Origin of the sequence: Wolbachia endosymbiont (group A) of Anomoia purmunda (assembly GCF_947251545.1) — a bacterium.
GTDB lineage: Bacteria > Pseudomonadota > Alphaproteobacteria > Rickettsiales > Anaplasmataceae > Wolbachia.
Map to the genome: position 1 here is coordinate 331,788 of NZ_OX366362.1, position 14,949 is coordinate 346,736.

Sequence of the window (14,949 nt, forward strand, 5' to 3'; positions counted from 1 at the left end):
TTGTGTGATGCTGAGGTTTAGGGCTATTCAATCAAAGAATAAATCTACTCTGAACAGGGAAGTTCACGCTGCTGAATTTATTCCTTATTCTTGCTATTGGAATAGCACAACCTTGATGACAAAAGAAAATTGGTTGGTTAAGGTTATAAAATTAAGTGGTTTTGCATTTGAAACCGCCGATGACGAGGATTTAGTCATACAGAACAACATCAGGAATCAGATGCTAAGAAGCATTTCATCTCCGGCATTTAGTTTGTATTTTCATACTATCAGACGTAAGAAAAATATTTTTTCTGATGAATTTGCAAGTCAAGGTTTGCCGAATTTTTTCGCTAATCACGTAAATCTAAAATGGAGAGAAAAACACGCAACAAGGCAATCATTTATTAATGACCTATACATTACGATTATCCGTAGAGCGGACACAAAAGGAGTAGAATTTTTGTCACATCTACTAAAAAAATTCGGACATGTAACTTCAAAACATGCTTGGGAAAGTGATATACGTGCCACGTATGAAGATTTAGAGGAAACGACAAATCGTGTAGTGACAAGCCTTAGAAATTATTCGCCTAAAATTCTTGGAGTAAAAGAAACTCCAGATGGTTTGTTCTGCGAAATAATGGAGTTTCTATCTAGAATCGTAAATTGTGGCTTCGTTACAAATACGCTTTTTCCGCTAAGAACTGAAATATCAAGGTACTTACCAGTACATAGGTTATTCTTTGGCCGTAAGATGATACAGGTTGTGACTCATAATGAGAGTAAATATGCTGGAATAATTAGTATCAAAGAATATGGAAATCATACTTCTGCAGGAATGCTTGATTCGTTTTTACAACTTCCTTACGAGTTTATAATTACGCAATCTTTTCAATTTATAAACAGGCAAATGGCGATTGGAAAAATGCAGATACAGCAAAATCGAATGATACAGTCTGCAGATAAAGCTATTTCTCAAATAGCAGAAATTTCTCAAGCGCTTGATGACGCAATGAGTGGTAAGATTGCGTTTGGTCAACATCACCTGACTATTTTATGTATAGAAAAAAGTCCTAAATCATTGGATAACGCTCTGTCGTTGGTAGAATCAGAGCTTTCTAATTGCGGTGTTTACCCTATACGTGAGAGAGTTAACCTTGAACCAGCATTTTGGGCGCAAATTCCTGGTAATTTCGATTATATAGTGAGAAAAGCTACAATAAGTAGTCTTAATTTGGCTGGATTTGCATCTCAACATAATTATCCTACTGGTAATAAATTCAATAACCATTGGGGAGATGCCGTTACAGTTTTTGACACGACATCTGGTACTCCATTTTTTTTCAACTTTCATATAAGGGATGTTGGACACACTATGATAATTGGCTCAACTGGTGCTGGTAAAACTGTTTTAATGAATTTCTTGTGTGCCCAAGCGATGAAGTTTTCTCCAAGGATATTCTTTTTTGATAAAGATCGCGGTGCAGAGATTTTCTTAAGAGCACTTGGTGGTATCTATACTGTAATAGAACCAAGAACTAAAACAAATTTTAATCCTTTACAACTTGATGACACCTCTGATAATAGAACATTTTTAATGGAGTGGATAAAGTCTTTAATTTCGGTATATAATGATAAATTTACTTCAGAAGATATTGCACGAATTAATGATGCAATTGAAGGAAATTTTAAATTAAGAAAAGAAGACAGATTCTTGAGAAACCTCGTACCGTTTTTAGGGCTTGCAGGTCCTGATACTCTAGCTGGGGCAATATCTATGTGGCATGATAATGGTTCTCATGCTGCAATATTTGACAATAAAGAAAATTTGCTAGATTTTTCACGAGCAAGAGTATTTGGTTTTGAGATGGCTAGCTTGCTAAAAGATCCTGTTGCTCTTGGGCCAGTATTGATTTATCTATTCCATAGAATTAGTATATCTCTTGATGGCACTCCATCTATTATCGTTCTTGATGAGGCATGGGCGTTAATAGATAATCCAGTTTTTGCACCCAAGATAAAAGACTGGTTGAAGGTACTGAGAAAACTAAATGCTTTTGTGATTTTTGCTACTCAGAGTGTTGAGGATGCAAGTAAAAGTACTATTAGCGATACGCTTGTACAACAAACAGCGACACAGATTTTTTTACCAAATCTGAAAGCTACTAGTGTCTATCGGGATGTTTTTATGTTAACTGAACGTGAATATATATTAATTAAGCACACAGATCCAAGTACTAGATTCTTTTTGGTGAAACAGGGAGTTAATGCTGTAGTAGCTAGGATAGACTTAAAAGACCTAGATGATATAATCAACGTATTATCCGGACGTGCAGAAAGTGTTCTATTGTTACACGATATATTAAATGAAGTTGGGGACAACCCAAAAGTATGGTTGCCTATATTTTATCAGAAGGTAAAAAATGTTTAAGACTAAGCTGTCATTGCTATTAATTGCGATATTTTTACTAAATATAGATTTCTTACTCTCATATCCAGTGCTTGCAGATGGAGTAAGTGGTACTGACAAGACGGAATTTGTTAGTAGATTTAATTCTACTGGCAGCTTTAGCCGTGCCTCTAACCCTGATTGTGGAGCGTTTAAAACAGCTGCAGCACTTGCTGGAATAGTGATTGCTGTTGGTGCAATATTTACTGGTATTGTTTTGATCGTCTCTTCTGCTGGTTTGTTTACTGTTCTTGTTATTGCTGGAATGATATATGCAATCGTTGGAGTCTGGAAAGCCATAGGGGGGCTTGTTGTTTGTGAACATAGTTTTGTTAAACACCCAGTTGCACGTGATCATGATGGAAAATATAAAAACTTTGAATTAAAAGATACAGATTATAGTGGCTGCACCAATAAAAATTACCAAACAGAAGATGATTATTTTTCTTGTTTGCAAGATAAAGCTCGGGAAAAAGTGAACAAAAAAGATTATGACGGGAAAAGAGCAGAAAAAGAAGCCTTAAATTCTAACGTTCAGGAGAGTACGGAGAGTTATTACTGGCCAAAAAACGGTGTGCAATACAGTGAATATATAGAAGTATGTCATCGCAATCCTTTAACGTTTGGCAACCTTTTTAAAAAGGAAGACTTTGATTCCAGAGAGAAATCTGGATACATAGACTTTGATGTTAGGGAAAAAGACACAGGATATGTAGATGGATCATGGTCCCCGAAGGTTGATGGTGAGCTGAAATGTAAAGTTCTCAAAGCAGGACAGAGCGAACCCATACATGGAGCTACATTCAAAGCAGTGAGAAAAAAGGGCAGATTATGTGTGGAGTTAGCCAGTGTTAGCATGCTTGGTATTGAAATGACTCCTTGGCCGCAAGGAGTTGATATGGGATGCACAGAATTGCCACCTGACCCACTTGCTCCTATGTGTGAAAAATCTGTGATGATATTCAAAAATAAAGATGGTACAGGAGAGAAAGAGGAAGAGGAAAAAGCTCCTATTAGTAATGATGACTATAAAACTATTATAAGAAGAAAGGAGAAAGAAGGAAAAATTTTTGTAGGTTATAATAATGCTGGCTGTTTTAGCTCGTATGTCTCTGAAGCTTGTTATAACCAGGCAGGGAGTAAATCATTAGCTCCTATTCCCGTAACTTCTATGATAGTGCAATGCATTAAGGAATCGTTAGATAATTTAGTTGCAGGTATTGATTCAAGTGGCAGTCCACTTAAGGATAAAAATGGACATAACAAGGGCAGTTTCTTATCTGTAGCACAGAAAAGGCTGAAAAACACTGTAACTGCTGTTTTGATTCTAGCTTTAGTATTGTTCTCTATAAAAGCCATGTCTGGTGGAGTTCAGAGGCCTCAAGAAATGTACATGTTGATCATAAAATTCGCTTTAGTGATTTACTTCACAACAGGTAGTACCATGTCTCATTATTATGGAGAATTAACTCGTCTCTCAAATGGTTTGTCAGAGATAGTGCTAAAAGCATCATCTGAAAGTAAAGGCATATGTAATTATAACGCAGGTACAGATTATGAATATACTCGTGCAGAAAAGAGGGTATCTTACAGTTATCTTGCACCTTGGGATAGGCTTGATTGTAGAATTTTATTTTATTTAGGTGCCCCTTTAGATGGAATTGGTGGCAAAATTGGTACTGGAGGTGTTGCAACGTTAGCAGTCTTGCTTGGTGCTGCTCCTGTCTTATTAGTTGCAGGTTCGGTGATTGGTATTATTTTTGCTGGTGGACAGATTTTAATAGCTCTTGTTGCTATATTTATGGCCATTTTGCTGATGATGGTTATTTTGTGGCTGTGCTATGTATTTATTTTATCTTTAGTTGCTTTGAGTGTAATCATCATTTTATCACCTTTGTTCATTCCTATGGTTTTATTCCAACACACCAAAGGATATTTTGACGGCTGGGTAAGAGAATTGATCACCTATAGCTTATACCCGGTTATCCTTTTTGCGTTTTTGTCTTTTATGTTTATAGCATGTGATAAAATCTATTATAAAAATTTAAATTTTGAACCGGATAAGTCATATGAAAATAACCAAGCAGAACCCTCAGCTAGTAAGAAAAAACAGTGGTTTAAATTGAAAGATGGGGAATGTAATAACAATGAAACTACTCTAGCTTGTATGATGCAAAACTACAGCTTTAAAAAGAGCACTATACTTGGTCTATTTGATTTTACATACATGGAATTTGGCAGCTCTCTCATCGGAGAGTTATTAAAATTGTGTCTAGTGTTATTCCTCTTTTACCACTTTTTAAACATTCTTCCTAACATGGCTGCTGAACTTGCTGGTAACCATAGAGCAGCACTTGGCTCAGGTCAGACACCTGGACAAATGGTGGGCAAAGCTTTATCTGCTGCCAAAGCTGCTGCTGGGGGCGTTGCTGGAGTTGCTGCTGCGGCTGTCAAGAAGGCAAGAGGTGGTGCTGGTGGAGGAGGTGGAGATAGTGGTAAAGGTTCCAGCGAAGCTATTAAATAAGGTGGCGGTGATGCTAGTTAAGGTAAGTAACAGATGCTTAAACGTTTAAGTAACCAAAACTTGGGTAAGCTATGCATGAGTTTTGTGGTGCTCTTTTTATTGTCAGGATGCGGGGAGAATCACTGTATTAAGCCAGAAAATTTATCAGGTTTGCGTGAAAAACTAGATATAGTGTCAACAGAGCAAAAATGGGTTGATTCCGGTGTTAATATCTCAGATAGAATAAGAGTAACAGAGATTGATATAGTGCCTAGCAATATTAATTTTTGTCCTAAGCAATATGCAGATTTTGCAATTGGGCCTGGGAGAAATGACGTTACATTACCATTTGCACTTGAAGCTGGTGATACGATAAGCTTTAGTGTTATTGGAAGTAAAGTGTGTAAAGATAAAGAGAGTGAGACAAAAATCAGGTATGTGAAAATTGATGAAAAGTGCAGCGAACAAGAAGAGGAGTATTTTGCACATGTTTTAAATCGAGAAGGATGTCAGGATGGAATATGTCCTAATAAATACATACGAAGCAATGAATACTGGCTGCATCAAAATGGAAAAGAATATCAGAGTTCAGATTTTTCAAAGTCAGATCAAGATGAAAAAAGAAAAGAGATTGAAAAGATTGTCAATTCTATAAAACAACAAGGAAAAGATATAGACTGCAGCTCGCTTTCAAGTAGTCAAGCAAGCAAGATAGATACATATATCTTAGATCTAGCCTGTAAATATGTATGCTTTGATGATCGTGGAAAAAAGCTTTGTTTGCCTAATCGTGCACAGAATGCTGCAAAACGCAATCTGGATACATCCATTACAAGTGCTTTAAAGTCTGTTAATAAAGAATCTGTTGGTGAGGCTATTAGTGACATTTTAAAGGATGCAAAAATAGAAATTGATGTTCAATACTTAAGTGTTTATATGGATGGTGAAAATTTTGAATATGCGCAAGAGGGTAATATATGTACTAGTTGTGACCATCAGATAAGTAAAAACCATGCAATAGGCTCAGAGTTAATTTTTACGTTAGGTGATGATGCTGGCAAGGGCGGTTATAACATTAGGATAACAAAGAACCACAGTCTGGAGAATAGCTTGTATATAAGCGTCTCTGACAAACTTCCTGAGCATAAGCCTGGTGAAAACCAAGCGGATATATCTGTAGATATCAGCAAAGTTCATGACGTTCAATATATGGAAAGCTTAAAAGAAAAGTTAAAAGACAAAACAGGCACCATATATTATGGAATAAGAGACCATGGCTGCGATTACAAAAATGAAGGTCAGTTTAGCATTAACCTAACAACTAAAGAGCCACCTACAAGAACTTTTAGTGCAATATATAATTTTTTTGATGAGAAAGTGAAAACTGCATTTTTCGGCTCTAGTTATAAAGACTCTAACGCAATTCACTCTGATACTAGTCCTGTAAAGTCTCTTTACGAAAGTTTTATAAAATCAAGCAGAACAAATACCATTAGATCCACGATAATATCGCTGTTAGTATTATACATAACCTTATATACCCTTTACTACTTTTTTGGTTTAACTCATATTTCTATATATGAGTTTTTAATTATATGCGTAAAGATAGGAATCATCGTCCAGTTGTTGCAGGATAATAGCTGGAACTTTTTTTATAACAATGCATTCTCTATGCTTATTAACACTCCAAAACAACTAATAGAAATAGCAAATTTTAGAGGTACGACATCAAATGTTTTTGAATTCCTTGATTTGCCGCTCAATAGGTTCTTGTCATCGCATTCAGTATTGTTAATAGTATCTCTTATATTTTCTGGCCCTTTAGGCATTGTATCTTTTTGCTTGGTGATCTGGGGTTTAATCACAGTGAGCTTATCTATTTTCAACGCCTTATTTTCTTTTATTACATCTATAGCAATAGTTGCGTTATTACTTTCTTTAGCACCTATTTTTATTATTTGTCTTTTATTTGCGTATACTAGCCAGATGTTTCACAATTGGGTTAAAAATTTAGCAAGATTTGCGATTCATCCAGTAGTGCTTTTAATTTTTATATCACTGATAAGCCAGGTTATGGATTATATTGTGTATTCAGTATTTGATTTTGAAGTCTGCTCTACGTGTATACTTAGTATTAACCTAAAGATTTTTAACCCTTGTATCTTCTATGGTTATGCTTCCAAATATACACCTAATATTACCGCTATGATGGCTTTTGTTATTTTGGGACACGCTATGAAAGCTTTAGTTGAAGCTTCTTCGACAATATCTGACTCGTTGTTTGGTGTTTATGTGCAAAACGAACCTGGGGGACAATATCAACAAAGCTTAATGGGAATAGTAGGGTTAGATGAACAAAGCGTTCAAAGAAGAGAAAGAAGAGGTGCTTCTCAACAGTCAGGTACGTCAAGACCTCAAATACCACAAGTGACTCAAAGGTCAACGCCTCAGATACCACAAGGAAGACAGCAATGATAAGTAAAAGATCACTATTATTGATACTGTGTCTTGCAATCACTGGTTGTAACATGGATTGTGTCGAACCTGGGTTGCAGAGCAGAAACACCAGCGTTAATGTGGGTGTTCCAGTTCATAAAGCCGATAAAATTCATTGGGTTGATTCTGGTCAGGTAATTAGTAAGGATGATAAAATCAAATTCACCCTCGATGGATCAGTAAATTTTTGCCCTCTTAAAGAAGACAAAAATCCAAGGGAAGTACTTGTGCCTGCTGTATTTTGTACTGATGGCTCAGAACCAAATTATAGTAAAGCTGCAAATATTAACGATGTGCCTAATAATTATGGCATTGATGAAAAAGGCGTAAATGAAAACGAATTGTGCGATGGTAAAGGATTTGGCAGCAATAGACGTTATGTGGATACTAGAATTAAAGTAAATCCTGGTGACAGGTTAAGTTTCAGCTTAGTTCCAAGAGAGATGACAATTGATTATGATAATCCAGAAGGAAAGGGCATCAGCTTTGATGACAATTGTTATAGAGCTGTAGAAAATGACCGTAAGGAAACTGTATATAAAAAAGCTACAGCGAGTGCAGTACATCAGGGGGGAGAGTTTTTTTGTGATGGTAAAGATGGTACAAAAAATAAAATACAATTTTTACCTCTTGATAAAACAAAAGCAAAGGAAAGCAAAGTGCTAGTTGGCAATGGGTATACCCCATATGATAATAAGGTGCATTTCAATCAATATCATATTAAAGACAACAAACTATGGATGCATGGCTCACTACTCGATTTACGCCGGACTAAAATAGGATTGAAGGAGTTATGTGATGGAAAAGACTGTGATTTTAACAAGGTAAGAAAGCACGACCCTACTAAAATAGGGTTGGATCAACTATGCAAAGGAAAAAACTGTGATCTTGATGAGATAAAGAAGTACAGCCCTTATGAGCTTAACTGCTACTATCAGAATATATGTTACAACAAAGAAGGTATATGGAATGCTACTTTTCCTGAAGAGAAGAATTGTGTCTCTTCTATAAGGTATAAGAAGTACGATAAAGGAAATACATGTGATATGTATTCTCACCTTAAAGAAGTTGAAGATAAGCTTAAGAAGATAGAAAAAAATAAAGGGGATCCCAAGCAGATTAACATTATTGATTTTACATCAAACACTGAAGAAGATATTTCCTGGGCTGAGGCTCTTGTTGCAAAAATAAGCGATCCAGGTGATGCAAGTATTTCTGAAGGCAAGCGTAATGATATGAAGGGCGATGCTAAAGGTATTCAATGTCTTCCAAAAAGAGGAGGAGCAGGAAAGGAGAAAAATGATAAACTAGTATGCTCAAAAATCAGTGATAATTTTGAAGATTTTTCCTTAAAATTAAATCATGACTATACAATAGATGAAAAAGATGTAGCACCTGGTAGTAATGTGATGCTTGCTATTGCAGATTATGGTAATTATGGAGCTAATAGGGGCGGGTACCATGTTAAAGTGACTAGATCATGTGAATATATTAATGGCGAAAAACTGTATGTGTATTTGGGTGATAACCCACCTAAAGATTTGCATGGTGTGGGAACTGATGATTTCAAAGTGGTAGGAGAAAGAGTAGACGGAAAAGGTAAGTACACCATATTAGATGTAATAAGCGGAGAACACTTTCAGAACGGAGAATCTAAGAAGATATATTTTGGTATTGATGTAAGCAACGTAGAGAAAGATGACATTACAGAGAAAAATGGCAAATATTACGAAAACAATAAGTATAGTGTAACTTTATTTGTCAAAAGAAAAATTAATGATTTTATTTCATCAACTATAGACAAGATATTTGGTTTTGCAACAGGAGGATTTAAAAACAGTGTTAGCGATTCATATGAAAGATATAGAAAGGGGCTTCTACAAGGAGTAAGAGCTTTGCTTACTCTATACGTTATATTTACTGTCATTGGCTATATGCTTGGAACAATACAGCTAAGTAAATTTGATTTCATTGTAAGGATGTTCAAGATAGCATTTATAGCTTTTGCCTTTAGCGATAGAAGTTGGGAACTTTTTGGTACAACTTTATCCAGACTTTTTGTAGATGGTAGCACTTATTTAGTTGATAGCTTTTCTGGCTATATAGGGGAAGGGGGGAGAAAATTTGCATTCTTAGACTTAACAGCAGGAGTATTATTCACAACAGAAACTTGGTTAAAGTTTTTATCATTGATGCTTTCTGGTCCTTTTGGCTTTATTGCATTTTTGGCAATACTCTACGCTACTTTTGCGTTTTTAAAATGCATTATTAGTGCTACATTGAAATATGTAATATCTACTGTTTTAGTAGCGTTTTTATTGTCGTTAACACCTTTGTTTATTGTATTTATTCTATTCCAACAGACTAAATCCTTGTTTGATAATTGGATAAAAACGCTGGCTCACGTTGCAGTACAACCAGTCATTTTATTTTCATCTTTATCTCTTTTAAATCAGTTGATGTATTCAGTTTTATATAACCTCACAAATTTTTCTGCATGCTATCAATGTTTAATTAGTGTAAATTTCTTATCGTATGATCTGTGCTTGATGAAATCAATACTGCCTCTTGGATACAGTCCTGGCACTAATGTTGATGTTGCATTAAGTACCGGAGAAAGAGCTGGCGGGCACTTTGCAGCGTTGCCCATAGATCTGGTCCAAGCATTTATGTACTTAATTATTGCCGGTGCAATGGAAGCTTTTGTTTCTATATCGGAAACTATGGCACAAGCACTATTCAGCTCTGGTTTTGGGGTTGCTGCCAGTGTTGGTCAAGTTGCTAAGAGCGCATCGCAAGCTATGCTGTCCACCGTTGGCCTTGATAAGGATACTCAAGATATGATACAGAGTATCAAGCAGAAAATGAGTAAAGATCGGGGAAAAATTGATGCTAGATTGCCTGATACACCAAATCAATTAAACAAAAAAGAAGATTCTAAAGGAAGTTCTGATAAAACAACGTGTGATGATTCTGATAGACCTAAAACACCAGAACAATTAAGGGAAGGTTCTAAGAAAAGTGGTCCTAAAGCTAAAAACGAGGAAGGAAATGGAGAGGAGTAAGATATAAATGATATTATGGAGTAACTAATTAAAAAGATATTTTAAGTAAAGTTTTAGAAATTTATTTCTATATTTGGAAAAAGTTTAGATATGCAATCACGCTTAGGCAAATGTTGGTTTAGGGTATTACTTCTTGCAGCTTATATGCTGATCACAGGTTGTAGTAAGAACGATATGCCTTTTCCAAGGTGCATATCTGCTGACTATTTTGGTCCTAAACCTATTGCAGTAAGCGCTCATTTTTCAAGCGACCACGATGCGTTTATTCCAGGAGATGGAGAAGTTATTGATCCTGAAACTGGTGAAATTAATTCTGGTTTTCACCATAACCAAGTGGTAAAGTGGGAGAATACCGGACTCGAAACTAATGGAGATAGTTTGGAAGTGCGAGTTGATGGTGCATGGACATCTTGGAGTAATAATAACAAGAAAGAATCTAAAGGCAGTTATGACTTACAAAGCTTGGAGCAGTTAAAATATGCAACTAAATTTGAAGGCAAGTCAGGTGATAATAGTCTACCTAACTTTCACTTAGTTTGTAATGATTACAAACCTAGTGCGCCACAGAAAATTTCAAGTAAGTCTAATACAAGTTGCACTGTAAATTGCAAGTGCATTAATGAAGATGATAGCGCAAATACAGTATCACGTGGTGCTCCATGTTGGTTTACCAATGGTCATGGTGCTTATCTTCTATTTAAAAGACCTGGTGACATTGATCCTAACGACAATCTAAAGTTAATGCGTAGTCCTCAATCTCCTACTGTACATCTAGGTTACAACTCCGTGGCAGAAAATGGGAGCGGTCTTTTTACTTTAGACAGAGATAGCACTAAATTAAAAGACAGAAATTGTAACCCGGTGAAATTAAAAAAGGGATGGAAAATATATGTAAAAATATTAGATAGATATTACTTAGATAATGCAGGTGGCTACTCTTTTGAGTTCTTAAGTGGAGTGCAGCAGCCAAGTAGTTTTGGGTTTTTTGATTACATTTATAACTATCTAAAATGTGTATTATTGATTAACGAAAATTGCAAAGAACATTTTAATAGCAATGATCCTGCAGTTGCACAAGCTATGTTCGAAAATATAGCTGAAAAAAGTACGAGCTTTCACAATTTTGTTCTTTCCTTGCTCGTTCTATTTGTAATGATTTCATCGCTTCTTTATCTTTTTGGCATGATACGAGAAACTAAGCATGATATGCTCATCAGAATGATGAAAATCACTCTAGTAATAGTGCTTATATCTCCTGGAAGTTTTAGATTTTTCTATGATCATTTTCTTGTTTTATTCGTTAAAGGTCTTGAACAATTGATAAGTGTAATTACTAACTTTGCTCCCAACATGAACACCGGAAGTATTGCTCAAGGAGATGAAGCTAAGTTGTTTAGCTTCATGGAGGACATGTTCAATAAGTTTTTTGCTTATTCTGTTTGGAAAAAGTTTGCAGCGTTTTTACATTACCAAATGTGGGCAAGCCTCCTTATGATACCAGCAATTTTTATAGGGATTGTGCTATACTTCTTGTTGTGCTTGTATGCTTACATAATATTTCTCTCTGGCTTTATAGGTATAGCTTTTCTTATAGCTATCATGCCACTGTTTCTAATTTCTATTTTATTTTCACCGCTGAAAAGTCTATTTGAAGGTTGGATAAAATTCTGCATCAGTTTTTGTTTACAATCGATTATGATATTTACTCTCTTGTCATTGTTGGCTTCAATGATAATGAACACCTTTTATAGGCAGTTAGGTTTTACTGTATGCTACAATAAATGGTTCGAGGTAAAGTTATGTGCTCCAAAATGGGTGTTTGGCGGTTTTTGTATCGTTGATAAGCAGTACTTTGGTTGGACCCCAGGGCAAATTTTTGTACCTTACACTCTTGGAGAAGCTTCTTCTCTTAACATAGATAAAAGTATAGAAGGTATAGAAAAGATAAGCAGAGAAGGTGGTACAATAAAATTTACTGGTGGTGCTGGATACATCCCGCTTCCACCGGATTACCCTAAAGATAAAAATGGTGAACATATAAAAGGGTTTCGTTATATAGATTATCCTTTCTTTAATCCAATTCCTGGTACTAAAAAGAATCCAGCAGACCACTATATTGCGGAAAGTGATATGGTAGTTAGTAATGGCTGTAGTGCAAAAGATCTAGTACGCTTAACAAATAGTTTATCCCATGCATCAGAAAAGGCTGATATCTTATTGCTGATTAATAGTATAAATAGAGAAATAGATATAGACAGTAAAATAAGAGAATTTTACTGCAGGTCAGTAGATGAGAAATGCAGCAATTATCGGGAGATGATGAATGATTATAGAAATGGTATCATAAGACCAGATCTCAAAAGAGAGATGAAGTCTTTAGTGCAGAGAGTAGTAGAAAAACAAGGTTGTAGAATACTGAAACTTCATGATTTATATAAGGATCCCAACAGTGAATACTGTCAGAAATGTAAAGATTGTGAGGATTGCAAAAATTATCAAGAAAATAGCGATTACCAAAGGGTGCAAGACATACAGAGAGGTTATTTAATCAATGCAGGGGAAATCTTTGTGTTATTCTTGCTTTCATTTTTAATGTTCTCCTTACGCGAGTTCGTACAACAAATGGGCTCAAGTATAGCTGGTGGTGGATTCAGCGTTTACAATATATCCAGCATGTACGCAGCATCACCTGTAACTGATTTAATGCAGGGATTAAAACAACAGGTACAAGATAAAATTGGTGGAGGGTTAGAGTCTTTAGGCAGTTGGGCTACTCATTTACCGGATAGATTAGCCGGAGGTACAGCTAATCTACTGGGCAGGATACCAAGAGTTGGAGGAGTGCTGAAATACGCTATTGATGTGCCACGTAAATTTGTAGATGCTACTATTGAAGCAACAAAATTTGTGACATCACCTGAAAATGATGTTGATAAGCTCGAGGAAAAAATCTACAGGGCGTTTGGAGTTGATAAAGAAGATATTACGCACAGAAGGATCGGTAAATATTTAGATTATTATAAAGGATATGTAGGATCACATTTGGGCTACACAATAGAAGATGCTATGAAGTTTACTTGGGAGCATGGCCTCGATTCTATAGGAGTTAGCCGCCGTACAGGAGAAAAAGATGGTTATCCAGATAACTTACTTTGTAGAGCAAAAATACAGAGAGAAGATTTCTTAAAAAGGCTTCATGATTACACCATAGGACGCAAGAGAGAACCAGAAAAAGACAAGCTTGATCAACCACTAGAAAAAGATAAGCTTGATCAGCCAACAGAAGAAGATAAGCCTAATCAATCAAATGAAGTGACACGAAATTTAGGCACGGAACCAAAAGGTCCAGTTGAAATAGATACTCCAAAAGCTGTAGAAAAACGTGCTGAAAGAGAGGAAGAAAGAAATCGAGAGGGCAGAGAACCAGAAAAAGACAAGCCTGATCAACCACCAGGAGAAGATAAGTCTGATCAGGTAGTACGAAAACTAAGCACAGAACAAGAAGACAAGCCTAATCAACCACAGCATGATCAGCCAACAGAAGAAGATAAGCCTGATCAATTAAATAAAGTAGCACAAAATTTAGACACGGAACCAAAAAATCCAGAAGAGTACGTTAAGGCACTTTTTGAAATGAATACCCAGGAAACTATAAAAAAACGTGCTGAAAGAGAGGAAAAAAGAAATCTAGAAGACAGTAAAAGGAAATTACCGGAACCAATGAGGAAACCAGATGCAAAAGGAGATGAGAAGAGGATTGAAGATGAAGACTAATAAAAATTTCAAAGGCCTTGATTATTATAAATTGCAGCAAGATGATGATGGCAATATAAAATTAAATAATTATGATGACGTTTTAAATGTGCGTAGGGCGAGAGTAGATCTACTATTAGACAACACACCAGACAACAATATCGACCTCACTAAATTAAATAAAGCTTTGAGTGAGAAATTTGTAGATAATCATAGTTTATTGTCTGAATTTGATAAGGAAGACAAAGAGATTGTACAAGAAAGGCTTAAGGTGTTTAGTATTTTAGAAAGTCTTGAAGACCTTAAAAGCGTGAAAAGTGAAGATCTGTTAGAGGTTAGCTTACTGCTGTCGGATCTTAGCTTCATAGAGAGAAATGTTGTACTAAATACCGATCAGAATTCTGATCTAGCAGGATTTAAAAACCTATTTATTGAAAAAAAAGCATCTGGTGAAGAGTATAGTGAAGAAGAATGTAGAGGCTTTCTTGATAATATAGATAAAATCAATACTATAATTAAGTTAGAGTTAGAAAGCAGAATTGAAGGGCTAAATCATGATGAAGAAAATGATCATAATGATTTACAAGATGAGATTGGTCAAGCAATTAATGCAGCAGGCAAATCAGAAAAAGATAACGGATGAGTTTTGTGTTTGTGTTTTTCTTACAAGCGACTCGATAGCTTCTCTCTATTAAACTGCT

Annotated in this window: 6 protein-coding genes; all 6 read left to right on the top strand. The window is 35.6% G+C overall.

The genetic code is table 11. The features are described 5' to 3' along the window. Positions 1–7: 7 nt before the first annotated feature. Positions 8–2,413 (top strand): VirB4 family type IV secretion/conjugal transfer ATPase, encoded by a 2,406-nt coding sequence (locus OPR57_RS01670; protein WP_265036952.1) that lies wholly within the window; start codon positions 8–10, stop codon positions 2,411–2,413. Continuing rightward, on the top strand, positions 2,406–4,955 hold the full coding sequence (locus OPR57_RS01675) for a TrbL/VirB6 family protein (RefSeq protein ID WP_265036955.1): 2,550 nt from the start codon (positions 2,406–2,408) through the stop codon (positions 4,953–4,955). Before OPR57_RS01670 ends, OPR57_RS01675 begins: the two co-directional genes overlap by 8 nt. Before the next feature lie 33 nt (positions 4,956–4,988). Then, positions 4,989–7,409 (top strand): TrbL/VirB6 family protein, encoded by a 2,421-nt coding sequence (locus tag OPR57_RS01680; protein WP_265036957.1) that lies wholly within the window; start codon positions 4,989–4,991, stop codon positions 7,407–7,409. Continuing rightward, positions 7,406–10,495 (top strand): TrbL/VirB6 family protein, encoded by a 3,090-nt coding sequence (locus tag OPR57_RS01685; RefSeq protein WP_265036959.1) that lies wholly within the window; start codon positions 7,406–7,408, stop codon positions 10,493–10,495. The genes OPR57_RS01680 and OPR57_RS01685 overlap by 4 nt, the downstream gene beginning before the upstream one ends. A gap of 90 nt (positions 10,496–10,585) precedes the next feature. Then, positions 10,586–14,269, top strand: coding sequence for a type IV secretion system protein (locus OPR57_RS01690; protein ID WP_265036961.1), 3,684 nt, complete (start codon positions 10,586–10,588; stop codon positions 14,267–14,269). Further along, positions 14,259–14,891 (top strand): WD_0853 family protein, encoded by a 633-nt coding sequence (locus OPR57_RS01695; protein WP_265036964.1) that lies wholly within the window; start codon positions 14,259–14,261, stop codon positions 14,889–14,891. The genes OPR57_RS01690 and OPR57_RS01695 overlap by 11 nt, the downstream gene beginning before the upstream one ends. Positions 14,892–14,949 lie beyond the last annotated feature (58 nt).

What these genes read in the sequence shown, in the direction of transcription:
- OPR57_RS01670 (WP_265036952.1), top strand. Translation starts at nt 8, where the DNA reads ATGCTGAGGTTTAGGGCTATTCAATCAAAGAATAAATCTACTCTGAAC.
- OPR57_RS01675 (WP_265036955.1), top strand. Translation starts at nt 2,406, where the DNA reads ATGTTTAAGACTAAGCTGTCATTGCTATTAATTGCGATATTTTTACTA.
- OPR57_RS01680 (WP_265036957.1), top strand. Translation starts at nt 4,989, where the DNA reads ATGCTTAAACGTTTAAGTAACCAAAACTTGGGTAAGCTATGCATGAGT.
- OPR57_RS01685 (WP_265036959.1), top strand. Translation starts at nt 7,406, where the DNA reads ATGATAAGTAAAAGATCACTATTATTGATACTGTGTCTTGCAATCACT.
- OPR57_RS01690 (WP_265036961.1), top strand. Translation starts at nt 10,586, where the DNA reads ATGCAATCACGCTTAGGCAAATGTTGGTTTAGGGTATTACTTCTTGCA.
- OPR57_RS01695 (WP_265036964.1), top strand. Translation starts at nt 14,259, where the DNA reads ATGAAGACTAATAAAAATTTCAAAGGCCTTGATTATTATAAATTGCAG.